Here is a 24,303-nt window from a genome sequence, read left to right as displayed (position 1 = left end):
TTCTCCGCTGGTGGTCGACGGTGAGAGCGGTGCTCGCGGGGCCGGACGCCGACGGTCTCGGTGACGCGCTCCGCGCCGAGGGTGTGACCGTAACCCGCGTCGAGGGTGTGCCGACGGGGGAGCGACTCGACGCTGCGGGGATCGACGACGCCCACCTCTACGTCCTGACTGACCCGAGCGAAGCGACCTCGATCCCGGTGGCGAAAGAACGGAACCCAGACGTGCGAGCGGTCGTCTACGCTGGCGAGAGTCTGCCGGAGTTCGCACAGCCGGTCACCGACCTGACCGTCGATCCCGCGCTGTTGGGGCCCGACGCCGTCGCGGAGGAACTCGTCGCCGACTACGACGAGTGAGAACGGCGAGCGACGGTCGACCCCCGCCACACCCGAACCCTCTTGTACGGAGCTACGACCAGACACCCCGTCCCGACCGGACTGTCTCGCGACGGGCTGTGGGTGCGTGACACCGCCGTCGCGAGCGCGTGACCGGCGAGCAACGGGTCGAGAGGTACCCCGTCTCTCCCTGCGCTCGTCCGGTGTCGAGGTGTCACCTGTCAGCCACACGCGGCCGTCACCGCTCCCGCCGAACTGATCGGTGACCGGCGGCCCCGACCGCGAAACTGGTCACGCCCAGGGCCCTACTCTACAGTCCCGCCACGCAACTCCGCGAGGTGGTCGACCCGTCGCTGGACCGACGCCGCGGTCCCCACGTCCGAGCGGTGCCGCAGCCCCTCACCGGCCGCACCGACGGCGTCACTCGCGACCGCCTCCGCCGCCGCGATCGACGGGCCGGTGCCGACGACCGCAAACGCCCGCGAGGTGGTCGTGTACAGCCCGTCGTCGCGCTCGTCGACGCTCGCGTAGAACAGCCGTGCGTCACCGGCCGACTCCTCGTCGACGGTGATCCGTGCGCCGCTCTCGGGGTCCGTCGGGTACCCCTCCGGGACGGCGTACTTACAGACCGTCGCCGTCTCCGCGAACGACAACTCCGGCAGCGACTCACCGTCGCGAGCCGTGGTCAACACGTCCACCAGCGGCGTCTCCATCACCGGGAGCGTGTTCGTCGCCTCCGGGTCGCCGAAGCGGGCGTTGAACTCCACCACCTGCACGCCGTCGGCCGTCGCCATGAACTGCCCATACAGGATCCCCTCGTAGCTCGGCAACGCGTCGACGGTCGCCTCCAGGATCTCGACGGCGCGCTCGTAGTCCGACGCCTCGAGGAACGGGAGCGTCCGCTCCGGCGCGCTGTAGCTCCCCATCCCGCCGGTGTTCGGCCCTTCGTCGCCCTCGTAGGCCCGCTTGTGGTCCTGGACGGCGGGCGTCGGTCGCACCTCCCCGTTCGCGACGAACGCCTGGACGGTGAACTCCTCGCCGACGAGTCGCTCCTCGATCACCCACTCGTCGTACCCCGACTCGCGGACGTAGTCGACGGCCTCGTCTCGACTCAGTTGGTCGCCCGTCACGCGGACACCCTTCCCACCCGTCAACCCGGTCGGCTTGACGGCCACGTCGTGCTCGACCGCGGCGACGTAGTCGGCGGCGGCGGCGGCGTCCGCGAACGTCTCGAACGCCGGACACCCGGGGATCGACTCCTCGGCCATGAACCGCCGCTGGAACTGCTTGTCCGTCTCGATCCGCGCCGCATCCGCGCTCGGCCCGAACGTGTACACCCCGGCCGCTTCGAGGTCGTCCGCGACGCCGGCCTCCAGTGCTGACTCCGGGCCGATCACGGCCAGATCGGCGTCGACGGACTCGGCGTACGCGACGATCCCGTCCGCGTCGCGTTCCTCGCGCTCGGCGAACCCCGCCGCGAGCCGAGCGATGCCGGGGTTCCGGTTGCTCGCGCAGGCGTACAACTCCGTGTCGTCGGCCAGCGCGTCCGCGATCGCGTGCTCGCGGCCACCCCCACCGACGAGCAGCACTGTCTCTGTCACACCCGACCGCGGTACGCACGGAAGTGTAAGTCTTGCTCTCTACGAGCCCGTAGCTACACACGACCGTGCATCACACCACGCCGTAACCGATCGTCGACGTGCGACGAGCAGGGTACACGAACGCGACGATCCAGTGAACTCTCGGGCCGACGACGGTCGGCACTACGCTCGTCTCGTGTTCACTCCTCGGCCACCGCCAGGTCGTCTCGTCTCACGGATCACCGGACGGGACGGGGACGCCTGGGGCGCACGTTTTATCCCCTCGCCACCGGTACGGTCAGTGTATGCCCCAGTGTGAGATGTGCGGCGCTGACAAGCCCTCGCTCACGACGACGAAGGTCGAAGGTGCCGAGCTGGAGCTGTGTGACGACTGTACGGACTTCGGGACGGAGGTGCGCGACACCCAGAGTTCCTCGACGAGCACGAAGTACTCCACGTCGTCCTCGTCGTCCTCGTCCGGTGGGTCCTCGGGGTCGTCCAGTTCCTCGTCGTCCTCCTCCTCGTCGTCTTCGCGTCGCCGCGACATGTTCGACGAGATGGACACGGTCGCGAGCGACTACGACGACCGGATCAGGGACGCTCGCGAGGATCGCGGCTTGAGCCAGGAGGATCTGGCCGACGAACTCAACGAGAAGCGGAGCCTGATCCGTAAACTCGAACGCGGCGACGTGCTCCCGAGCGACGACGTCCAGCAGAAACTCGAGGGCGCGCTGGAGATCTCGCTCACGGAGGGTGAGTCCGCCGACGACTCGGAGTGGTCCGCCGACTCCTCCGGGTCGATGACGCTGGGTGACGTGGTCAAGCGCAACGACAACTGATCCGTTCCGTCGCCCGTCGTGGTCGTCCGACGGTCCTGCCGCACGGAGGACGTGTTCTCCCGACAGTCGTGCTGTCTCGACGGCCGTCTACGGTGGGATCCACAGAGCTCAGACCGCCGCGTTTTAGCCCGTGCCACACGCCGTGTCTGGTGTGTTCGTCCTGGTCAACCTGAAGGCGTACGACTGTGACCCGATCGCCGTCGCCGAGGCGGCTCGCGACGTGGCCGCGGAGACCGGCGTCAGGATCGCCGTCGCGCCACAGACGGCCCACCTTGACCGCGTCGCCGAGACGGGCGTCGAGACGTGGGCCCAACACGTCGACGCCGTCGCACACGGCAGTCACACGGGGAGTGTCCACGCCACGAGCGTCGCCGACGCCGGCGCGAGCGGGACGCTGCTCAACCACTCGGAGAACCGCCTGAAGCTCGCCGACGTCGACGGTGGACTCGACGCCGCACGCGACGCCGGGTTGGAGACGGTCGTCTGTGCGAACGACCCGACACAGTCCGGTGCCGCGGCGGCGTTGGCACCCGACGCGGTCGCCGTCGAACCGCCGGCACTGATCGGCGGCGACGACTCCGTCGCGACGGCCGATCCCGAGATCGTCGAAGACGCCGTCGCGGCCGTCGAGGCGGTCGACGACGACGTGGAGTTGTTCTGTGGCGCCGGCGTCTCGACCGGCGACGACGTGGCTGCCGCCGCCGAGTTGGGCGCGACTGGCGTCCTCCTCGCCTCCGGCGTCGCGAAGGCCGACGACCCCGAGGCCGTGTTGCGCGACCTGGCGTCCGGCGCGCCGTGAGCGGACTCGCGAGCGCGACCCACCCCGTGTGAGTCACCTCGTGGTGTGAGCCACGGCGACCCGTCCGGCGTCGGTCAGGCCTGTGCCAGCGACTCTTCGAGCCGGTCGGCCGCCAACAGTGACAAGGCGGCGATGGTGAGCGTCGGGTTCATCGCGCCCCCGGTCGGGAAGGGACTGGAGCCGACGATCCAACAGTTGCGGAGGTCGTGCGTCCGTAGGTCCGGGCGGACGACACTCGACGCCGGGTCGGTCCCCATCCGGGTCGTCCCCATGTGGTGGTACGCCGGCCCGGTGTCCTCGGGGCCGACGGTCCACTCCGGCGACACACCCAGTTCCGTCAACACAGCCGTCTGGATCTCGTTCGCGCGCCGGAGCCCCGCCCGCGTCCGGTCGTCCAGCGACCAGTGGATCTCGGGCACGGGGTTCCCGTGGTCGTCCGTCGTCGACGGGTCGAGTTCGATTCGGTTCTCGCTGCGGGGGAGCTGTTCGACGAGCGCCCCCATCGCGACGTGCGTGCCGTACGCTCCTTGGAGGTCGCCGAGCAGTTCGTCGCCCCACGTGTCGGCGTTCAACGCGCCGAGCACGGGCGACGGCCCGGCGTAGTTGAGGAACTCCAGCTTCATCCCGACGACGGGGTCCGCCTCGTCGTAGAACTGGTGACACTCGCTGGTGTTGAACCCGACGTGGTTCTGCTCGGTCGGTCGGTCGTACGTCCCGCCGGCACCGGCGAACAGGTGGTCCATGAAGTACCGTCCGACGAGTCCCGAGGAGTTCGCCAGCCCGTCGGGGTACTGTTCCGACCGCGACAACAACAGGAGGCGCGGCGTCTCCACGCCGCCACAGGCGACGACGAACCGCCGCGCCGTCTGCGCGTGTGTCTCCCCGTCCGGCGTCGCGTACACCGCCCGTTCCACGGTCTCGCCGGCGGAGTCGTGTTCCAGCCGTTGGACCGGCGCGCGGTCGATCACGCGTGCGCCGGCCGCCTCCGCCTTCGCGACGGTGCGTTCGGCGGTGTACTTCGCGCCGGACGGACACACCGGGCGACAGGTGCCGTAGCCGACACACGCCGACGCGTCGTCGTACGCCTCCGAGTTGCGGGCGTTGGGCACGCTGTGCATGTCGAGTCCCAGCGACTCGCAGGCCTCGGCGAAGATGGAGTCCGAGTGCGAGGGCGGGAACGCCGACATCGGGTGTGGCTCCTCGCGTGGCGGCGCGTACGGGTTGTCGTCGGCACCCGCGACGCCCAGCGCCGACTCCGCCTCGGCGTAGTACGGCTGGAGGTCGGTGTACGAGAGCGGCCAGTCCGTTCCGACGCCGTACCGCGAGTCCATCTCGAAGTCGCGCTCGTGGAGCCGCATCACCATCCCCTGCCAGTGGAGCGTCGACCCCCCGACACCCTTCACCCGCGCGGCGTTCAGCGGGTAGCCGCGCTCGCCGGCGTCTGTGTAGGCGTCTCGCTCCCCGCCCACGTCCCACGGGTTCCCCTCGCCGGGTCGGAGGTGGGCGTCCAACTGTTCGGTGCGCTCGGACTCGTCGAACCGCGGCCCCGCCTCCAGGACGACCACCTCGTAGCCCGCCGCCGCGAGCCGGTGCGCGACCAGCGACCCGGCCGGCCCCGACCCGATCACGCACACGTCGACGCGACCCGACGGCGTCCTGTCCGTCGGCGTGTCCGACTCGGCACTACTCACGGCCACCACCTCCGGTCCCGTCTGCCGTCGAGTCGGCTGTCTCCTCCGTCGTCGAGTCGGCTATCTCCTCCGCCGTCGACTCGCGCGTCCCGTCGGAGTTCGTCGTCGAACCGCGCGTCCCGCCCGAGTCTGCCGTCGGGTCGCGCGTCTCCTCGGGATCGGCACGCACCTCGTCGGGCGAGAGTGCGGTCCGGTAGCCGCCGGGGTAGCCGATGGGGTTCGGCGTCCCGACCAACTCCCCGCCGGTCGGTGAGGCGTAGAAGGCGTACAACAGGTCGTTCACGACGTAGTACCGCACCCGCTCCGGGAGCGTCCCTTCGGGATCTGGCTCCGTCGTGTCCACGGCCAACTCTCGCAGGAGTTCGTCGCGCACCTCGGGCGCGAGGTCGACGAGTGGGGCGTCCTCCCAGTCGCGAGCCACCTCGTCGAGCTCCGCGACGGCGGTCGCCACCCGCTCGCGGCGCTCCGGGTCCGCGAGCAGTCGGCCCTCCGTGTAGGTACGGACGAACTCGGCGACGTTCTCCGCTCGGCTCGGGTACACCACCTCGCCCACCGCGACGAGCGTCGCCACCGCCTCCTCGTCGAGTCCCGTCGTCTCGTCGCCAGTCCCCCCGTCGTCGCCGTCCAACGCCGACAGCACCGACTCGACCGGGTCCCCGTCGGCGGCGTCGACCGCCAGCCCCCCGCCGACGACGGCCCCGGCGGCCGCCACCGCCGCCGCCGCGTCTCTCCGCGTCAGTCGCACGGACCGGTTTAGGCGAACCTAAGGAAGTGGGTTTCGACTCTCCCCCACTGGCTCCGTCGCTTCCGTCCCGTCTCCCGCTCGCCGGGTGGTATACAAGAACGTGTGTACACCGAGGCATCGAGCGGGAGACCTGTCCACGATGTCGAAGGTTTTAGTCTGGGGGCGCGCGGAGGGTGTCGTATGCAGACCGGTCACGGGGACGGGGCGACGCCGGACCGCGCGACGACCGACGAGCCACGCGAGAAGTGTGGTGTCGTCGGGGTGTCGCTGGCGGACCGGGACGCCGCACGCCCCGTCTACTACGCGCTGTACGCGCTCCAACATCGCGGGCAGGACTCCGCGGGGATCGTCACACACGACGGGTTCCAACAGCACGACCACGTCGAGATGGGACTGGTGGGCGACGCCTTCGACGAGGCGGACGTCGAGGCACTGGCGGGCTCGACGGGAATCGGCCACGTCCGGTACCCGACCGCCGGCAGTGTCGACCAGTCGTGTGCCCAGCCGTTCACGGTGTCGTTCAACTCCGGATCGCTGGGGCTCTCGCACAACGGCAACCTCGTGAACGCGGACGAACTCCGCGACGAACTCGCCGGCCTGGGACACGCGTTCACGTCGGACGGCGACACGGAGGTGATCGCCCACGACCTCGCGCGGAACCTGCTGGACGGTGACCTCCTCCACGCCGTCCGCGAGACGATGGGCCGCATCCACGGCTCGTACTCGCTGACGGTGATGCACGACGATCGCGTGTTGGGTGTCCGCGACCCGCGCGGGAACCGCCCGCTCGTGGTGGGCGAACTCGACGACGGCTACGTGCTCGCCTCCGAGTCGGCGGCGATCGACGTACTCGACGGCGATCTGGTTCGGGACGTGCGTCCCGGCGAGGCCATCCTCTTGGACGCGGACGGCACTGGGTACGAATCACGTCAGTTGTTCGAGGTGGACGACACGGCACACTGCTTCTTCGAGCACGTCTACTTCGCGCGACCGGACTCCGTGATCGACGGGACGCTGGTGTACGACGCGCGCCGGGAACTCGGCGGCGCACTCTGGCGGGAGTCCGGCATCGACACGGACGTGGTGATGCCCGTCCCGGACTCCGGGCGAGCGTTCGCCTCGGGGTACGCCGACGCCGCGCAGGCGGACGACGCGAGCGTCGAATTCGCGGAGGGGTTGATGAAGAACCGCTACGTCGGCCGGACGTTCATCATGCCGACCCAGGACGAACGCGAGCGGGCGGTCCGACTCAAGCTCAACCCCATCCGCTCGACCGTGGAGGGCAAGAGCGTCACGCTGATCGACGACTCCATCGTCCGCGGGACCACGTCGACGCAGTTGGTGGAGTTGCTCCGCGACGCTGGCGCGGAGTCCGTCCACGTCCGGATCGGTGCCCCGCCCATCGTCGCGCCGTGTTACTTCGGGATCGACATGGCGACTCGCGAGGAGTTGATCGCGGCCGACAAGACGACCGCGGAGATCCGCGAGACGGTCGGTGCGGACTCGCTGGCGTACCTCTCCGTCGACGCCGTCGCGGCGGCGCTGGACGAGGTGCGCGAGGACCTCTGTCTCGGCTGTGTCACCGGCGAGTACCCCTACGACGTGGCCGGCGAGGCGACCGACCGGGACGTGGACCGCCCGTCGCCGACCGGGCTGGCCGAGGCCGACGACTGACGAGAGGGCGAGGACCGACGGGGAGTCGTCGACTCTGTGACTCTGTCGGCGTCCGTCACCGTCTCACCGTTCCTCGACCAGCATCCCCTCTCGAACTTCGAACTCGACACCGGCCGGGAACCGCGTCGGGTCGAAGGCAGACAGCGCGGTCTCGCCACTCGGTACGGAGGCGGGCGACGCCGTCGCGACCCCCAGGTCCGCGGCCACCAGTTCGGCGAGCAGTTCGGCGTGGGCCGGCGACCGCATGAACCCGTGGCCCTGCCAGCCGGTCGCGACGTACAACCCGTCGCGGACGTGCCCCAACAGCGGGTCGCCGTCCGGCGTCGCCGTGCAGACGCCGGCCCACGACCGCTCGACGGAGACGCTCGGGTCGGTCGTCGTCGTCGCGTCTGTGTCGCCCGTCGGCTCCCCCGACGTGCTCGCCTCGTGACTATCACCCGTCGCCGCTGCCGACCCACGCAGGCGGTGCGCCGCGACCTCCCGCGTGTCGGCGACGAACCAGTCGTCGGCCTCGCGGTCCCACGCGTCGGGGTCGGTCGCCTCCGGAACCGTCCCGTCCCCGGCGAGTATCCCGTCCGGGTGTGGACGGGCGTACACCCCGGCGGTCGCGTCGTACCACATCGGCCCCGGGTGTGGGTCGCCGCCGTGGGGACTGTCGTCGGCATCGGCGCCACCTCCCTCGTCACCGCCGCCCCCACCGGCGCTTCCCTCGTCAGCGCCTCCCCCGTCACCACCGACTCGTCCGTCACCCGATCCTGGCGAGCCCGCCACGACCGCTCCAGTCAACGCCTGTACGCGGTAGGGGACGGCCGCGAGATCCACGTCGACACCCGCACACACCTGCGCCGTGTGCGCGCCGGCGGCGACGACGACGGCGTCGAACGACTCGCGTCCGCCGGGCGTCGCCACCGTCGTCGGTGACGCGAGGGTCACGGGTGTCTCGTCGCGAATCTCGACCCCCGCCGCGCGAGCGGTCGTCAGGAGTGCCGCCACGTACGCGCCCGTGTCGGCCCACCCGGCGTTGTCCGCGACCGCGGCGACGGCCAAGTCGTCCGCGTGGAGAGTCGGGAACCGCTCGCCGACCTGCTCGGGAGCCAACGTCTCTACCTGGCGGTCGTGCTCGCGCATCCGTTCGACCGCGCGACGCGTCGCCGCGGCGCGCTCGTCGTCGCCCTCCCTGACGAGGATGGCGTACGGACACTCGTGGAACAGGAACCCCTCGGTGCCGTCGAACGCGCGGAACCGCTCCAGCGACCGCGCGCCGAGTGCGGCGTCCACGTCCTCCGCGTAGGCGTCGTACAGCACGCCGGCGGCGCGGCTGGAGGCGGCGTCACCGGGCGTCTCGACCGCGGTCTCTCCGTCCCAGCCGATCTCGCCGCGCTCGAACAGCGTCACCGCGACGCCGTGGTCCGCCAGATCCAGTGCCGTCCGCGTGCCGACGGCACCGGCACCGACGAGCGCGACGCGACTCATCGGTGTGGCTCCGGCAGGAGGGCGGCGAACTCCCGGTCGGCGAGCCACTCGACCAACGCAGTGAGTTCGTCCGTCGCGTGCTCGAACAGGCGTTCACCCTTCTCGCGGGAGGCGTCGGTCGGCTGGCCGACGGCGCCCGACTCCGAGAAGTCCGCGGTGTCGAACCCCAACGCCGCGCCGTGGACCGCTCGTCCCCACTCCGTGGGACCGTTCGCCTCCGCCGTCGTGAGGGCCGACTCCTCGACGCCGGTGGTCTCGTGTGCTCTGTCTGCCGCGGCGTACACGATACTCGTCTCGGCCGCGTCCGCGTGACCGATGCCGGTCTGGTCGAACAGCTCCTCGTCGAGGTCGCCGAGGTCGGCGAACCAGTTCCACGGGGCGAGGAACGCCGTCTCCTCGCGGCGGACGCGCCGCGCGGCACGCTGGAGCGCGTCGTCGTTGCCGCCGTGGCCGTTGACCGCGACCACCTTCCGGACGCCGTGGCGCGCCAGACTCTCCGTCACCTCCCGGACGTACGCCTCGAACGTCTCCGGGCTCGTCCACAGCGTCCCGTCGAACTGTCGGTGGTGACTGCTCACCCCGACCGGCACCGTCGGGAGCAACGTCGTCGCGACACCCGTGTCCGCCGCGTCGACTGCACGGGCGATCTCGCGTGCCGCCAGCAGGTCCGTCCCGAGCGGGAGGTGTGGCCCGTGTTGTTCGACCGCGCCGGTCGGCAGCAGTGCGACCTCGCAGTCGGCGAGCGTCTCCGCGGCCGCCGTCGTCGTCTGCTCGTGGAGCCGTGTCACGACAGAGGGCGTGGTCGGGACGTACTTAGCCGTCCGGGTCGCAGCCCCGTCCCACCCGTCTGGATCGAGCCACCACCAGTCTGCACAGTCGCCCGTCGGACCCGCGACACTCGACGTGACGGATCGCAGAGACGACTCCGGTCGACCGGGGCGAGACGAGCCGACGACGCCACCCTCCGGTAGTGGTGGATTTATACTGATCGCCCGACGAGTGGGGGTCGTGTCTCCGGGCGACGACACCGTGGGGACGACCGTCGAGTCGGCGGTCGACCTCGCGGCGCGGTTCGACCTCGACTTCGAGTTGACCCTGCCGGCGGGTGTCCTCGAAGACGCGCTGGCGGCGACGCCGACGGCGGTCGACGCCGCCGCCGAACTCACCTTCGCCCGGAACGTGTTCGTCCCGCTGACGACCGCCTGTCGGTACACCTGCACGTACTGCACCTACTACGACCCGCCCGGGGAGGCGTCGCTGCTGTCGGCTTCGGAGATCCGCGAGCGGTGTCGCGTCGGTGCCGACGCGGGCTGTACGGAGGCGCTGTTCACCTTCGGCGACGAACCGGACGACCGCTACACGCAGATCCACGACCAGCTCGCCGAGTGGGGGTACGACTCCCTGCGCGAGTACCACCTCCGGGCCTGCGAGATCGCGCTGGAAGAGGGGTTGCTCCCGCACTCGAACCCGGGCGACCTCGACCGGGCCGCCTTCGAGCGCCTGAAGCCGGTGAACGCCTCGATGGGTGTGATGTTGGAGACGACCGCGGACGTGCGCGCACACGCCGGCGCCCGGCGCAAGGAGCCGGCCGACCGTCTCCGGACGATCCGGGCCGCCGGGGAGGCGGGTGTGCCGTTCACGACCGGTATCCTGGTCGGCATCGGCGAAGAGTGGCGCGACCGCGCTGAGTCGCTGGCGGCGATCCGACGGCTCCACGAGCGGTACGGCCACGTGCAGGAGGTGATCGTCCAGCCGGTCGTCGAGAACGAGCGCTCGGACTTCGCCACCCCGGACGTGGCGACGATGCGGCGCGTCACGGCGATGGCCCGGCGCGTGTTACCCGAGACGGTGTCCGTGCAGTCGCCCCCGAACCTCGCGCCGGTACGGGAGTTGCTCGACTGCGGGATCGACGACCTCGGCGGCGTCTCCCCCGTGACGGACGACTACATCAACCCGGAGTACGAGTGGCCGGCGCTGCGCGAGTTGGGCGAGATCGCCGCTCACGGCGGCGTCCCGCTGCACGAACGGCTCCCCGTCTACGACCGCTACCTGCCCGAGCGGGTCCGTCGTCGGGGGTTCGACGGCGTCCCGGCGGACGCCTCCCCGACGGGGGCGTGGCTGACGGGGCAGATCCCGGACGCGCTCGCCGCCCGCGACGTGCACGGCGAGCGCTTCCGGAGCGTCGCGCGTCGTGACGCGCCGCTGTCGACGCCGGACGTTGCCGCGCCGAGTGACGACTGAGCTGGTGGGGCGTTCACGATCTGTCACCGCCGTGTCTCCGTCGACCCGGAATCACCTACAACCTCCGGGAGTCGACGGAGACACACTCGCGACCACTCACTCCTCGCGCACCCGGTCGAATGAGAGCGTCACCACGGTCCCGTCGTCGCCGTCGATCGACAGCGACCCGCCGGAGGCGACGACCAGCCACCGGACGAGCCACAGCCCGGCACCGCTCCCGTGTTCGAGCGCGTCCTCACGGCCCTCCTCGACGACACGGCGTTCGTGGTCCGGAATCCCCGGGCCGTCGTCGCGGACCACCAGGCGGACGGTGTCGTCGGCCAGCGCGACGGTGGCGGACACGTCCGGGTCCGGCCCGGCGTGTTCGAGCGCGTTGGTGACGAGTTCGCGGACTGCCGCGTCGACGTCTGGCACCGCCAGCGCCGCGGCGCGGTCCGGCGCGTCGACGGTCACGGCCGTGTGTTCGGCTGCAGCCTCCCGTGCGACCGCCGCGAAGTCGACGACCACCGGCTCGGCGGTGTCGCCGACTGCCTCGACGGCGGCACGGATCTTCTCGCCGCTGCGTGCTAGCGAATCCGCTGCCGACTGGATGCTCGCGGCAGACCGCGCGACCGTCTCGTCGGTCGTCCGGTCGGCGACGTGTTCGGCGTGCCCGCGGACGACGTTGATTCGGTTCCGTAGGTTGTGCCGGAGCACGCGATTCGAGACGGCGAGCCGCTCGCGGCTCCGCACTCGCTCCGTCACGTCGCGGACGACGAGACTGTGTCCGATCACTCTGTCGTGTGGGTCCTCGATGGGGGTCTGGTACACCTCCAACACGCGCCGGTCGGCGGTCGTCGTCTCGACGGTGTGCTCGGACCCGTCCAGCGGGACGGTCGACAGCGTCGACACGTCCGCGACGGAGCGTCCGACGAGTGACTCGTCTGTGTCGAGCAGCGTCCGTGCCGACGGGTTCGTCTCGATGATCTCGCCGTCGTCGTCGACGACGACCACGCCGTCGGCCATGGCGGCGACGGCAGACTCCTGTCCCACCGCGGCGGTCGTGGTCAACGCGTCGAAGAGGTTCCCGCGGAAGATGACGTAGCCGAACAGGAGCGCGGTAACCGGGAACGTCAACGGCGTCGGGTCGACACCTTCGCGGACGAGTTCCAACACCGTCGTGAGGTAGCCGACGGCGGGGACGAGCGATCCGACGAGGAGGGCGACCGCCTGGTCCGTGTAGAGGTCGCGGTGGCGGAGCACCAACGACACTAACACGACGGTCGCGAGGAGGATCACGAGGTAGGTGTAGACGTCGAAGACGGTGTACCAGAGGCCGGCGTCGTACCGCAACATCGTCACCCGCCCGACGTCGCGAATCCGGACGTTCGACCACATGAGGTCGTGCCACGGGGTCGTCCACGCGAGGACGACCGTCGCGACCGGCACACTCACCAGGGCGGCGACGGTCCGGCGATCGATCCACTCCGTCCGTCCGCTGTACTCCAACGCGAACAACAGCCAGAACGCCGGGACGAACCCACTCCCGAGCCAGTTGAGCCGGAGCCAGAGCAGTCGACGTGGGACGCTCTGTGAGACGAGCCCGAGCGCGTAGAACCCCGCCCACGCCGCCATCCCGAGCGAGAGCCCCGCGAGTGCAGTGGCTCCCGGTGCCGCACGGTGGCGCCAACTGTACGCCGCCAACCCGAGCGTCGTCACGGCGGCCAGCGCGAGCAACGGGACGTACGCGGTCAGTTCGACTGCCACTCGTGAGTCGTTCGAGCCCCGACAAATAGCTGTTGTCCTGTTCACGATTCTTCCAACGGTCCACCCACTCGGGATCCGATCCGTACGAGTCGGGTGTCAAAGCTGGGTGGCGCGGTTCAGTCGGCTCTCGATCGCGTAGACGGACCGACACCGACGGAGGCCAGACCGGACGGTGAACGCTACTCGGTCGACGATTCGAGGGAGTCCGTCACTCGTCGGACGACTCGACGATGTCGATCACGCGTCCGGAGACGATCACGTCACCCAAGTCGAGACGGAGCGTGCGGTCGACGACCAGTCGTTCTCCGCGGTACTGTGGGAGGCCGTCGTCGGTCTGCCGGACGCGCAGCGAGACGGTGAGGTGGAGGGTCGACCCCGAGTCCGTCTCGTTCACGACCGCGACGTTCTGCACTGAGATCCCCTCCGCAGTCGGCACGTCGCCGCTCGTGATCGCCTCGGAGACGTGTGTCCCGTGCGGACCGGTCTCGACGACGACCGTCTGCCGGACGGACTCGGACGCACCCGCACCACCGTCGGTGACGACCACGACACCGGACGCGAGCAGCGCCACGACGAGCGTCGACACCAGCAGGTCCACGACGTTGACCACCCCGAGCACCCGCCCACGCTCGTCGATCACCGGCACGCTCCGGCATCCGAGTTTGTTTCAATAAAAAATTGTGCTTGTGGAACGCGGAAGGTGTAATACGTTCACAGCGAGTGTAGGTACATCTGTTCCGACACACGAGAAGGTCGTACGGAGGTGAACCCACTCCGGTGACTCCCGTCTCACCCCGTGTTCTTCATCCCCGAGGCGATTCCGGTCACTGTCAGCCGCAGCGCACGGCGCTCCACGTCGGTCAACTCGCCGTCCGCCTCGCGGTCCAACAGCGACACCTGCAACAGACTCAGTGGGTCGACGTACGGGTTCCGGCGGTCGAGGTTCTCGCGGAACCACTCCCGCTCCAGCGGGTCGGCGCGCTCGGTGATCTCCGCGACCAGCGTCCGCGCGCGGTCGTACTCCGCCTCGACACGTGGGAAGAAGCGCTCGCGCAGCGAGTCGTCGGCCAGGGCGGCGTACTCGGCGGCGATCCCCATGTCGGCTCGCGCCAACGACACGGAGACGTTGTCCAGCGTCGTCCGGAAGAACGGCCACTCGCGGTACATCTCGCGGAGCGTCGCCAGCCGCTCGTCGGTGTCCACGTCGGGGTCCTCGGGGGCGAGGTAGGCGTCGAGCCCGCTGGCGACGGAGAACCACCCGGGGAGGATCGCCCGCGACTGCGTCCACGAGAACACCCACGGGATCGCCCGGAGGTCCTCGACGGTCCGCTCGCCGGTGCGGGAGGCCGGCCGCGAGCCGAGGTTCAACTCCTCGATCACCCCGATCGGCGTCGTCGTCTCGAAGTACTCGACGAACCCGTCCGTCTCCAGCAGGTCGCGGTACGTCTCGCGAGCCGCCTCGGCGGCCGTCGTCATCGCGTCGCGCCACTCCGGCTGGACCTCCGGGGTGTCCTCCCGCCCGGCCCGGAGCCGTGCGCGGATCTGTGCGTCCACCATCAACCCGAGTTCCCGCCGCGCGATCTGCGGAGTGGCGAACTTCTCGGCGATGGCTTCCCCCTGCTCGGTGAACTTCACCTCGCCGGTGGCGGTCTCCGCCGGGAGTGCAAGTAAGGCGTCGTTCATCGGCCCACCACCGCGCGACAGCGAGCCGCCCCGCCCGTGGAACAGCCGCAGTTCCACGTCGAAGTCGTCGGCGACCCGCGCGAGGCGGCGGGCGTTGCGGTGGAGGTACCACGAGGCGGCGAGTGGCCCGTTCTCCTTGTTCGAGTCGGAGTAGCCCAACATCACCTCCTGGGTCCCGCCACGGGCCGCGAGTGCCGCCCCGTACGCCTCGTTCTCGAAGAGGGTCCCGAGTATCTCGCGAGCGTTCGACAGCGCGGAGGCGGTCTCCAGCAGCGGCACCACGTCGACGCCGCAGTGGTCCGGCAGGGAGACGACGCCGGCAGCGTCGGCGAGGAACAACACCTCCAGCACGTGCGAGACTGTCTCCGTCATCGAGATGCAGTAGGCGTCGATCGCCCCGACGCCGTACTCCGCCTGCCACCCCGCCAGAGCGTCGAACCGACCGGCCACACGCGCGGTCGTGTCGGACACCGCGTCCGGGTCGGGTTGGAGGTCGACGACCGTCTCGTCGGCGAGAATCGCGTCGGTGAGGAACTGGACACGCTCGTCTTCGTCCATCCCGGCGTAGTCGGTGTCTTCGCGGGCGAGCAGCTCCGTCACCGCCTCGGTGTGGTTCTCGCGGTGGTCGCGCAGGTCCAGCGGCGCGAGCACGAACCCGAACGTCTCCACGCGGCGGACGAGTGGGTCCACCTCCTCGCGGGCGACGGCCGCGAGGTCGTTGGCCCGCAGGTCGGCAGCCAGCGTCTCCAGCGCTCGCTGGAAGGCAGTCGCGTCGTCGTAGCCGCCGGGACGGGGGTCCGCCACGCGCTGGACGCGAGCGCGGACGACGGAGACGAACGCCCGGTACGGCTCCGACGGGTGATCCTCGTTCGCCCGACGCGCGACGGTCGGGACGGCGTCGTGGTGGTCCTCGACGAGCGTCGCGAACGCCTCGGTGTGGTCGACCCTGTCGGCGTCGGCGGACACCGACCCCGCCAGGGCGAGCAGGTCCTCGTCGTAGCGGTCCAACACCGCCCGCCGCTGTCGGGCGAGCGTCTCGTCGGTCGTCTCGACGGTGACGTAGGGGTTGCCGTCGCGATCCGACCCCGCCCACGACCGGAACGAGAGCAACGACGGCACCGTCGGCGACTCCTCGCCGTGGCCGACCCCCGCTCCACTGCCGCTCGGTGTCGACTCGTCGTCTCCGGTGTCGGCGGTCGCGTCGGCCATCACAGTGGTCAACTCGTCGTACACGTCGGGCAACACGTCGTACAGTGGGCCCTCCAGGTACCACCGGACGTTGCGAGCCTCGTCGGAGGGTGTCGGACGACGTTCGCGGACGGTCCGCGTCGACCAGAGACTCTCGACGACCGCCTCCAAGTCACCCCATACCGCGGCCTCCTCGTCGTCGATCAGTCGCCGCTCGTCGAGGTCTGACAGCGCCCGCGCGACGCGTCGGAGCTTCGACTTCACGGTCTTCCGTCGTGCCTCCGTCGGGTGAGCGGTGAACGTCGGGATCACCCGCACGTCGGAGAGCACCGCCTCGACCGTCTCCGGGTCCGCGTCCGCGAGCGCCTCGGCGGCGGTCCCGAGCCCGTCCGGGAGTTCCCCGGCGTTGCGGCCCGCCCTGACCGTCCGGATGCGCTGGCGTTCCTCCGCGAGGTTGACCAACTCGAAGTACGTCCCGAACGCCCGCGCGACGGTCCGTGTGGTCTCCGGGTCGAGCCCGGAGAGTCGCTCGCGCAGTGGGTCACGACTGTCCAACGACCCGCGCCGGTAGTCGATGGCGTCCGTCCGTAACGACTCCACGGCCTCGAAGGCGTCCCGCGAGGTCTGCCGCTCGACTACGTCGCCCAACAACGCCGCCAACTCTCGAACGTCGTCCTCCACGGACCGCTCACTGTGTGACACTCGATAACACCTACCTACTCTCTCCGTGGGTGGCGGTGAAAAGCGTTGGCGGCGCGCGAGATACTTGCCAGTCTCGACCCGGCGACGAGACCGGAGATCGCCCCGCTGGCGAGCCGATCCGAGTAGGTTTCAAGACCCACCGTCTCACAGTGGGAGACAGTGAGTTCCGACGACACCGAGCCTCGAGACCGCGGGTGTACCGACGGCGGCGTCGAGTCGGTCGACGCGCTCGGCGACACCGACGAGGCGCCGCGGGACCGTGTCGTTCGCGTCTTCGAACGCGAGTTCGAGACCGCGCCGACCACACTGGCCCGTGCGCCGGGCCGTGTCAACCTGATCGGCGGGCACGTCGACTACAACGGCGGGATCGTACTCCCGGCCGCCATCGACCGTCAGACCGTCGTGGCGGCGCGCCCACGGACTGACGACACCGTCCGGGTTCACTCCGTCCGCGAGGACGAGACGATCACGGCGTCGGTCGGGAGCGACTGCGACGGGTGGAGCGCCTACGTCGTCGGCACGGCGACGACGCTGTCGGAGGACGTGGGCGAGCCACTGGGGGCGGACCTCGCGGTCGACGGCGACGTGATCGTCGGCGCGGGCGTCTCCTCGTCGGCGGCCCTGGAGGTGGCCGTCGCGGGCGCGTTGGACGCGGTCCACCACTGCGACCGGACGCGCGAACAACTCGCCGACGCCTGCTGGCGCGCGGAGAACGAGGAGGTCGGGATGGCTTGCGGGATCATGGACCAGTTCGCGAGCGCGCTCGGCCAGCCCGGGCACGCACTGCGGATCGACTGCCGCTCGCGCGACGTGCAGCCGGTCGGGTTCGACGACGCCGCCGCGGACATCCTCGTGATCGACACCACGGTCTCCCACGAGTTGGTCGACTCGGGGTTCAACGAGCGGGTTCGCGAGTGCCACGAGGCGACCGCCCGCCTCGACGAACTGCTCGGCAAGCGTGTCCGGACCTTGCGGGACGTGACGCCGGCGGAGGTGACCACCCACGCCGACGACCTCCCGGAGCCGCTCGCCGCACGCGCCAGACACGTGACGACGGAGATCGAGCGCGTCCGCGAGGCGGCCGACGCCCTCGCCGACGGGCGGGTCGACCGCGTCGGGGAGCTGATCCGCGAGTCACACCGGAGTCTCCGCGACGACTACGAGGTGAGTTGCGAGGAGTTGGACACGGTCGTCGAGACGCTCGACGACTGCTCCGGGTCGGCGGGTGCCCGGATGGTCGGCGGCGGCTGGGGCGGCAGCGTCGTCGCCCTCGTCGACCCCGCCGCTCGCGAGACGGTCGCCGACACCGTCCGCGAGGAGTACCGCGCCGCGACGGGGATCGACTGTGAGGTGTACACCGTGGACTTCGGCGGCGGGTTGTCCGTCGAGTCGGTGTGAGTGGCGCGGGTGGCTAGATCACCCCTCGTCTCCGTCCCCGGTGAGGAACGCCGGCACGTCGACCGGTTCGTCGTCTCGTCGCCAGTACAGGCCGGTCTGTCCCGAGACACGTGTCGCCAGCCGTCCGTCCTCGACCAACTCCTCCAGCAACGACCGCGCACGGTCGGGACCGACACCCGTCAGGAGCCGTACGTCGCGGGTCGTGAGGACCGGGCCTTCGACGACATCGAACAGCCCGACCACGTCATCCGCCGTCACGGTCTCGTTCGCATCTGCTCGCCCGTCCGTGTCCACTGGCGCGTCGCTCACACTCGATCTTGATGCGTCTCCGTTCAAGAGGGTTCGGGCACCCCGACCACTCGCTCCGCTCGCTCGCCCGAAACTCACCCGTCGACACGCACCGCGCGCTCGTAGTGAGTGACGTGTTCGTCGTAGGCGACCAGGAGCGCCCGCGCCGACTCCGGGACGTGTGCGGTCGCCGGCTCGGGGCCGGCGAACGACTCGACGGCCTCCCACGACGCGAACCGCGTCAACACACAGAACTCGACGGTCTCGGTCTCGTCGAGACCGTCTCTCTCCCCACTCTCCGTCTCGGTCGGCTCCTCCATCTCCGGGGACCCCTCCGTCCCCGGCGACCGTCCGACCGTCGTCGGACCTCCTCCGGCACGCCGGAGCACCTCGTGGCCCAGGTAGCCCGCCGTCGCCTCGGGGTCCGGCAACACCTCCTCGGAGACGAGTCGTTCGTACGCGTCGGCGTCTTCGGACGTCGTCCACCCGTGCCACCGGCGCACGACGACCCGGTCCGTCACTGCCGGGACTCCCCGTCGCCACTCCCCGCGTCCTCGACGGACAGCGACTCGTCCGCGCTGGCGCCGTCGCCGGGGAGGTCGGCGTCCTCCCACACGCCGTCAGTTCCCCCGTCTCCGCCGCCGGCACCACCGTCCTCCAACAGCCCGGCGAGTGCGTCTGCGTCGGCGGCCGCCACTGCGGTGTCCAGCGACTCGCGCAGCGAGGCCTGTCGCTCGCACAGTCGCCGGTAGGCGTCGTTGTTGCGCAACTCGGCCTCCGTCTTCTCCGCCTCCAGCGTCGCGCGGCGCTGGCTCAGACTGTACAACTCCTCCATCCCGTCGTCGAACTGCGAGAGCGTGAGCAGTCGCGCGACGGTCTCGCGCAGCGCCTCGCGGTCCAACGGCTTCTGGACGTACTCGTCGAACGGCATCTCCGCCACCTCGAAGTCCGGGTTCACCCCGGTCACCATCGCCACGCGACAGTCGTACCCCGCGTCGCGGATCTCGCGCAACACCTCGTCGCCCGACAGTCCGGGCATGTGTCTGTCCAGCAACACTACGTCGACGCGGTCGTCCATCCGTGCGAGTGCGCTCTCACCGTCTTCGGCAGTCACCACCTCGTAGTCGTCGCGCAGCCAGATTTCGAACGACTGGACGACCCGTTCGCGGTCGTCGACCGCCAACACGACCGGCCGGTCCGCCGCCGGTGTGCCGCTCACGCCGCGTCACCCCCACGGGTCCGTCGCCGTGTCGCCTCCTCGTCCGTCCGTCGTGTCGCCTCCTCGTCCGTCCGTCGTGTCGCCGTCGGTGCGTGTCTCTCGTCCATAGTCACTCCGTGTCGATCTCGAACTGCGCGCCCCCGTCGGGGGCCGTCGTCGCCGCCACGTCCCACCCGTGTGCCGCCGCCACGTCGCGGACGATGCTCAACCCGAAGCCGGTCCCGCCCTCGTCCGTCGTGTAGCCGTAGTCGAACAGCTCCTCGTCCGGATCACGCTCGAACCCGTCCCCGTCGTCGCGGACGACGAACCCGTCGCCCTCGTCTGCCGACTCGACGACGACGGACACGTCCGCGCCGCCGTGCTCGACGGCGTTCGCGAAGAGGTTCTCGAACAGCGTCCGCAGCCGTTCCCGGTCCGCCGCCACCGTCACCGACTCCGTGGGCGTCGACAACGACGCCGTCTCGGTGCCGGCCGTCCCCCACGCGTCTCGTGCCACCTGCGCCAGCGTCACGGGCTCCGTCTCGCCGACCGCGCGGCCCTGCTTCGCCAAGGTGAGCACGTCGTCGATCAGCTCGCCCATCCGGTCGAGACTCGCCTCCACGTCCGCCAGCGCTTCGGTGTTCCCGTCGCGGGCGACGACCGCCGCCGACCGCGCCTCCTGGAGCGGATTCCGGAGGTCGTGGCTGACGATCCCCGCGAACCGTTCGAGACGCTCGTTCTGTCGTTCCAGTTCCCGCTCGCGTTCCACTCGGTCGCTCACGTCCCGCATGATGCCCGAGAAGAGGCGCTCTCCCTCGTGGCGGTGTTCCTCGAAGGTGATCGACAGCGGGATCTCGTGGCCGTCGGCGTGTTCGGCCGGGAGTTCGATCCCGTTCCAGTCGATCGTCCGCTCGCCGGTCTCTAAGTACGCACCCATCGACTCGAAGTGGGAGTCGCGGAACCGCTCGGGCATGATCGTCGTCAGCGGCTCCCCGATCAGCGCCGTCGGATCGTAGCCCAGGATGCGTTCGACGGAGCCGTTCGCGTACCGGATCGTGCTGTCCGTGTCGATGGAGACGATGGCGTCGGAGCCGTTCTCGACGAGCGACCTGAAGAACTCGCGGTCGTGGACGGCCGCGTCGAGACTGGTCGCCGGGACGCGAGCGTCGTCCGACGGACCGGACTGTGCCATGGGACGCAGGTGTCGTGCTACCCGCATAACCCTGTCGGGGCCGGACGTCGGAGGTGGGAGTCGTCACGTTTCGGCGTCGCCGCCGCCCGCCGGGAGGTTCAGTCGAACCACGGTCCCGCGCGGGCTGTTGTCGTCGATAGTCACCCGTCCCGACAGCCGCGTCGCGTACCAGTTGACCAGCCACAGTCCGAGTCCGCTCCCGTGGAGCAACGGCGTCTCCTCGCCGCGTCTGAGCACCTCGCATTCCATCTCCGGGATGCCCGGTCCGTCGTCGGCGACGCGGACGATGACGCGTCCCCCGGCGACCGTCGAGACGCTGACGCCGACGGTCGGTTCGGCAGTGTCGGCGTGTTCGAGCGCGTTGTCGACGAGTTCGTCCAGTGCGACCCGGAGATCCTCCGGGCGTCCGAGCACTGTCGCCTCGGCGAGGTCCGTCGTCACCGTCGCGCTCGGGTACGACTCGCGGTGGTCCGCGGCGACCGCTTCCACGACCGCGGCCACGTCGACGGGCTCGCTCGGCTCCGATCGCCCCACGGCCCGCTCGAACTCGTTGAACCGCTCCGCGATGGACCGGAGATCCTCCGTCGCGTCCCGGAGACTCTCGACGGCGCGTGTCGCCCGCTCCGCTGGGTCCGTCGTCGGCGACTCCTCACTCCAGTCGGCGACGGTGTCCGAGGGAGCCGCTCTGGAGGCGCGCGGCGCTGGCGTTCCACCTTCGGCGGAATCGTCGCTCGCCACCGCGTCGGACTGGCTCTCCGTCTCTCCGTCGCGACGACCACCCGCCTCCTCGGAGGCGGACGGTCGCGTCGTCAGCGCCGTCACGGCCCCGTCCAACTCGTCGACGTAGCCGAGCATCGCCGTCAGGTCGTTCCGGAGGTTGTGTCGCAACACGCGACTCGACACCATCAGCTGCTGTTCGCGCTCTTTCCGGTCCGTCACGTCCTGGATCACGCCACGGACCGTCGGCGACTCGGCGTCCGCGACGCGCTCGCCGTGGACACGGACCCACCGCTCGCGGCCGGTCTCCGAGGTGATCGTCCGCTCGACTGTGAACGGCTCCCCGGAGCCGACACACCGCTGGATCGCCCTCCGCAGCGTCTCGCGGTCCTCCGGCGCGAAGTACGACAGCGTCTCCGTCAACGACAGCGTCCTGTCGTCCGTCTGGTAGATCTCTGCGGCGCCGGTCGTCGCCAACACCTCGCCGGCCTCCACGTCGAGTTCCCAGCCGCCGGTGTCGCTCATCCGCTCGGTCTGGGCGAGCAGGTCGTTGCTCCGTGCGAGTTCCTCCTCGCGAGCGACGAGTTGCGAGATGTCGCGTCCCTCCGGAACCAGGCGAGTGACGTTGCCCCGTTCGTCCTCCAGCGGACGGATCGAGAAGTCGATCGTGACGATCCCCTCTGCACCCATGATCTCCAGTTCCTCGCGGACGAACTCACCCTCGCGGGCTCGTTCGACCGCCTCGCGCGCCGCCGCCTGTACCTCCTCGTCGTAGGCGAACCACCCAGCCTCCCACATCGACTTCCCGACGACCTGCTCCCGCTCCAGCCCACCGAACTCGAGAGCCGTGTCGTTGGCTTCGAGAATCGTCCCGTCCAAGTCCAGTAGCCCGGTGAACTGGAAGGTGCCGTTGAACACGGCGTCGAGACGCCGCTCGCGCCGCTTCCGCTCCGAGATGTCGCGGACACCGGCGACGACCACCGACTCGCCGTCGAGCTCCGTCCGGACGAGTGTCACCGACACCCACAGTAACGCTCCGTCCGCGCGTTCGACGTGCCAGTCGAACGACTGCCGTTCCCCGTTCGCGGCGCGTTCGATCCGTTCGGCCGCCTCCGCCTGCGAGTACGGCGACTCCGGCGCGGTGTAGTCCCCGACCGTCATCGACCGCAACTCGGCGGCGTCGTAACCGTACAGTTCCGTCAGTCGCTCGTTGACCGCCACGATCGCCCCCGTCTCCGGATCGTGTACCGTGATTCCGACCCCCAACCCGTCGAGGACGGGTGGGATCCGCGGCCCGCTCTGCCCAGCCATTCCGTCTACAACGCCGTGCCAGTGATTTCAATCTGGTGTCCCGCCGCCGGGCCAGCCTCCGTCTCGACGCCCCGTTCTGGCCCCGTCCCGCACCCCTACGGCGGGCCACGGAATCAGATCCGATACCGTTATCGCGCGGTTTATGTACGGAGACACACTCTCCGGCGGTATGACACACGGGACGGTCTCACTCCTCCAGTCGAGTGGTCTCTGGGGCGAGTTCTCCGAGTCGGTGATCGCGGCGGCCACGTCACTCGCCGCGACCGGGACGGCACCGCTCCAGGTGCCGTCGGCGGTGGCGGCGCTCCAGATCGCCGTCGGGTTCGGACTCCTCTACCTGGGAGCCGAGGCGCTGGTGAAGGGGGCGTCGAACTTCGCGACGGACGTGGGGATGCGGGCCGCCATCGTCGGGGTGACCGTGATCGCGTTCGCGACCACGGCCCCGGAGTTGGCCATCGCGATCCTCAGCGGCCTCGACTACGGCGAGACGCTCGGGTACGGCACCATCGTCGGGTCGAACATCGCGAACATCGGGCTGGTGTTGGGTGTCTCCGCACTGATCCAGCCGTTGGAGGTGTCCCGCGAGACCGTCCGCCGGCACCTCCCGTTCATGCTCCTCGCGGCGGTGTTGTTCGTCGGCCTCGGTTACGACGGCGGGTTCGTCCGCGTCGAGGGGTTCGCCTTCGTCGTCGTGCTCGCCGTCTTCTCCGTCGTCCTGTTGAAGACCACCGACCCGACGGAGTCGGAGGTCGTCGAGGGGATGGACGAGGTGGTCGAAGCGGCCGACGGCGAAAACGCGAGCGAGGGGTCGGACGGCGGCGAGGCCGCGAGCGAGGGGTCGGACGGCGGCGAGGCCGCGAGCGAGGGGTCGGGTGGCGACGATGCCGCCGAATCGGGCGGTGACGGGGCCGGTGTCGCCGTCGACGGCGGCACCGCGACGCCCGCCGTCGTCGACCGGCTCCCGTTCCGACTCCGCGACGTGGTGTTCGTCGTCGCCGGACTGGTGATGCTGGTGTTCGGTGCCAGACAGCTGATCGAGGGGGGACGGGCGGCACTGTCGCAGTTGGGGTTCGGCGACCGCTTCGTCGGTCTGACGGTGCTCGCACTCGGGACATCGCTGCCGGAGTTGGCGGCCTCCGTCGTGAGCGCGGTCCGCGGCCGCGACGACTTCAGCGTCGGCAACGTCGTCGGCTCGAACATCTACAACATCCTCGCCGTGATCGGCGTGCTCGTCCTGTTGGCGCCCTCGAAGGTGCCCAGCGACATGATCGGCGTCGACTTCCCGTTCCTGCTGGGGGCGACCGCTCTCGCCGCGGTGGTGTTGATCACCCGCGGGAAGGTCGGCCGTCCCGAGGGACTCGGGCTGCTCGGCGCGTACGTCCTCTACGTCTCCGTCCTGTTGTGAGCGGTCGCCATCTGACTACTCGCGGGGACCGTCGGTCCCGTCGCAGGTGCCCACCGCACCGCTCGCAGTGAACACCACCCAACTCGTAGCGAACACCTCCC

Annotated in this window: 20 protein-coding genes; 7 read left to right on the top strand and 13 right to left on the bottom strand. The window is 70.2% G+C overall.

The window, feature by feature from the left end:
- The first annotated feature begins 20 nt into the window (after positions 1-20).
- Positions 21-353, top strand: coding sequence for a DUF7126 family protein (locus tag RYH80_RS02930; protein WP_370902372.1), 333 nt, complete (start codon positions 21-23; stop codon positions 351-353).
- A gap of 284 nt (positions 354-637) precedes the next feature.
- Here the strand turns inward: RYH80_RS02930 and purD are convergent, their stop codons facing one another.
- Complete coding sequence (purD, locus tag RYH80_RS02925) at positions 638-1,933, bottom strand: phosphoribosylamine--glycine ligase (RefSeq protein WP_370902371.1); 1,296 nt, start codon at positions 1,931-1,933, stop codon at positions 638-640.
- A 284-nt stretch (positions 1,934-2,217) separates the two neighbouring features.
- Here purD and RYH80_RS02920 point away from each other — a divergent pair, with 284 nt between their 5' ends.
- Both RYH80_RS02920 and tpiA read left to right on the top strand, forming a co-directional pair.
- Positions 2,218-2,751, top strand: coding sequence for a multiprotein bridging factor aMBF1 (locus RYH80_RS02920; RefSeq protein WP_370902370.1), 534 nt, complete (start codon positions 2,218-2,220; stop codon positions 2,749-2,751).
- Positions 2,752-2,902: 151 nt separating this feature from the next.
- Complete coding sequence (tpiA, locus tag RYH80_RS02915) at positions 2,903-3,550, top strand: triose-phosphate isomerase (RefSeq protein WP_370902369.1); 648 nt, start codon at positions 2,903-2,905, stop codon at positions 3,548-3,550.
- A gap of 74 nt (positions 3,551-3,624) precedes the next feature.
- Here tpiA and RYH80_RS02910 read toward each other — a convergent pair whose 3' ends face one another.
- Both RYH80_RS02910 and RYH80_RS02905 read right to left on the bottom strand, forming a co-directional pair.
- Positions 3,625-5,241 (bottom strand): GMC family oxidoreductase, encoded by a 1,617-nt coding sequence (locus RYH80_RS02910; RefSeq protein ID WP_370902368.1) that lies wholly within the window; start codon positions 5,239-5,241, stop codon positions 3,625-3,627.
- Positions 5,234-5,986 (bottom strand): gluconate 2-dehydrogenase subunit 3 family protein, encoded by a 753-nt coding sequence (locus RYH80_RS02905; RefSeq protein ID WP_370902367.1) that lies wholly within the window; start codon positions 5,984-5,986, stop codon positions 5,234-5,236. Before RYH80_RS02905 ends, RYH80_RS02910 begins: the two co-directional genes overlap by 8 nt.
- 180 nt (positions 5,987-6,166) lie before the next feature.
- Between RYH80_RS02905 and purF the strand changes: the two genes are divergently transcribed.
- Positions 6,167-7,660 (top strand): amidophosphoribosyltransferase, encoded by a 1,494-nt coding sequence (purF, locus tag RYH80_RS02900; RefSeq protein WP_370902366.1) that lies wholly within the window; start codon positions 6,167-6,169, stop codon positions 7,658-7,660.
- Between the two features lie 63 nt (positions 7,661-7,723).
- Here purF and RYH80_RS02895 read toward each other — a convergent pair whose 3' ends face one another.
- Complete coding sequence (locus RYH80_RS02895; RefSeq protein ID WP_370902364.1) at positions 7,724-9,133, bottom strand: NAD(P)/FAD-dependent oxidoreductase; 1,410 nt, start codon at positions 9,131-9,133, stop codon at positions 7,724-7,726.
- Entirely contained in the window at positions 9,130-9,921 is a 792-nt protein-coding gene (locus RYH80_RS02890) for a creatininase family protein (protein ID WP_370902363.1), read from the bottom strand. The genes RYH80_RS02895 and RYH80_RS02890 overlap by 4 nt, the downstream gene beginning before the upstream one ends.
- 301 nt (positions 9,922-10,222) lie before the next feature.
- Between RYH80_RS02890 and cofG the strand changes: the two genes are divergently transcribed.
- On the top strand, positions 10,223-11,374 hold the full coding sequence (gene cofG / locus RYH80_RS02885; RefSeq protein WP_370904634.1) for a 7,8-didemethyl-8-hydroxy-5-deazariboflavin synthase subunit CofG: 1,152 nt from the start codon (positions 10,223-10,225) through the stop codon (positions 11,372-11,374).
- A gap of 96 nt (positions 11,375-11,470) precedes the next feature.
- Here the strand turns inward: cofG and RYH80_RS02880 are convergent, their stop codons facing one another.
- The 3 genes from RYH80_RS02880 to RYH80_RS02870 form a co-directional block, all read right to left on the bottom strand.
- Positions 11,471-13,120 carry a histidine kinase N-terminal 7TM domain-containing protein gene (locus RYH80_RS02880; protein WP_370902362.1) on the bottom strand — a complete coding sequence of 550 codons (1,650 nt, stop codon included), beginning with the start codon at positions 13,118-13,120 and terminating at the stop codon, positions 11,471-11,473.
- A 208-nt stretch (positions 13,121-13,328) separates the two neighbouring features.
- Complete coding sequence (locus RYH80_RS02875) at positions 13,329-13,766, bottom strand: DUF4330 family protein (RefSeq protein ID WP_370902361.1); 438 nt, start codon at positions 13,764-13,766, stop codon at positions 13,329-13,331.
- A gap of 143 nt (positions 13,767-13,909) precedes the next feature.
- Positions 13,910-16,693: a phosphoenolpyruvate carboxylase gene (locus RYH80_RS02870; RefSeq protein ID WP_370902360.1), complete on the bottom strand. Its 2,784-nt coding sequence runs from the start codon at positions 16,691-16,693 to the stop codon at positions 13,910-13,912.
- A 159-nt stretch (positions 16,694-16,852) separates the two neighbouring features.
- Between RYH80_RS02870 and galK the strand changes: the two genes are divergently transcribed.
- Positions 16,853-18,091, top strand: a complete 1,239-nt coding sequence (gene galK, locus RYH80_RS02865) for a galactokinase (protein ID WP_370902359.1) — start codon at positions 16,853-16,855, stop codon at positions 18,089-18,091.
- 18 nt (positions 18,092-18,109) lie between these two features.
- Here the strand turns inward: galK and RYH80_RS02860 are convergent, their stop codons facing one another.
- The 5 genes from RYH80_RS02860 to RYH80_RS02840 all read right to left on the bottom strand — a co-directional run bounded on the left by RYH80_RS02860 (position 18,110) and on the right by RYH80_RS02840 (position 22,797).
- Positions 18,110-18,400, bottom strand: a complete 291-nt coding sequence (locus tag RYH80_RS02860) for a hypothetical protein (RefSeq protein WP_370902358.1) — start codon at positions 18,398-18,400, stop codon at positions 18,110-18,112.
- Between the two features lie 74 nt (positions 18,401-18,474).
- The gene (locus RYH80_RS02855; protein WP_370902357.1) at positions 18,475-18,900 is read right to left on the bottom strand and encodes a hypothetical protein; all 426 of its coding nucleotides are present in this window, start codon (positions 18,898-18,900) and stop codon (positions 18,475-18,477) included.
- Entirely contained in the window at positions 18,897-19,598 is a 702-nt protein-coding gene (locus tag RYH80_RS02850) for a response regulator (RefSeq protein WP_370902356.1), read from the bottom strand. The genes RYH80_RS02855 and RYH80_RS02850 overlap by 4 nt, the downstream gene beginning before the upstream one ends.
- A gap of 109 nt (positions 19,599-19,707) precedes the next feature.
- The gene (locus tag RYH80_RS02845) at positions 19,708-20,769 is read right to left on the bottom strand and encodes a sensor histidine kinase (protein WP_370902354.1); all 1,062 of its coding nucleotides are present in this window, start codon (positions 20,767-20,769) and stop codon (positions 19,708-19,710) included.
- A gap of 63 nt (positions 20,770-20,832) precedes the next feature.
- Positions 20,833-22,797: a PAS domain S-box protein gene (locus tag RYH80_RS02840; protein ID WP_370902353.1), complete on the bottom strand. Its 1,965-nt coding sequence runs from the start codon at positions 22,795-22,797 to the stop codon at positions 20,833-20,835.
- Between the two features lie 169 nt (positions 22,798-22,966).
- On the opposite strand from RYH80_RS02840, the gene RYH80_RS02835 reads away from it, so the two are divergent.
- The gene (locus RYH80_RS02835; protein ID WP_370902352.1) at positions 22,967-24,202 is read left to right on the top strand and encodes a calcium/sodium antiporter; all 1,236 of its coding nucleotides are present in this window, start codon (positions 22,967-22,969) and stop codon (positions 24,200-24,202) included.
- Positions 24,203-24,303: the final 101 nt, after the last annotated feature.

Source organism: Halobaculum sp. MBLA0147 (assembly GCF_041361345.1).
Classification (GTDB): Archaea; Halobacteriota; Halobacteria; order Halobacteriales; family Haloferacaceae; genus JAHENP01.
Note: the sequence above shows the minus strand (reverse complement) of the source record. Positions and strands in the feature narration are given on the sequence as shown.

What these genes read in the sequence shown, in the direction of transcription:
- RYH80_RS02920 (WP_370902370.1), top strand. Translation starts at nt 2,218, where the DNA reads ATGCCCCAGTGTGAGATGTGCGGCGCTGACAAGCCCTCGCTCACGACG.
- purF (WP_370902366.1), top strand. Translation starts at nt 6,167, where the DNA reads ATGCAGACCGGTCACGGGGACGGGGCGACGCCGGACCGCGCGACGACC.
- RYH80_RS02895 (WP_370902364.1), bottom strand. Translation starts at nt 9,133, where the DNA reads ATGAGTCGCGTCGCGCTCGTCGGTGCCGGTGCCGTCGGCACGCGGACG.
- RYH80_RS02845 (WP_370902354.1), bottom strand. Translation starts at nt 20,769, where the DNA reads ATGGCACAGTCCGGTCCGTCGGACGACGCTCGCGTCCCGGCGACCAGT.
- RYH80_RS02840 (WP_370902353.1), bottom strand. Translation starts at nt 22,797, where the DNA reads ATGGCTGGGCAGAGCGGGCCGCGGATCCCACCCGTCCTCGACGGGTTG.
- RYH80_RS02835 (WP_370902352.1), top strand. Translation starts at nt 22,967, where the DNA reads ATGACACACGGGACGGTCTCACTCCTCCAGTCGAGTGGTCTCTGGGGC.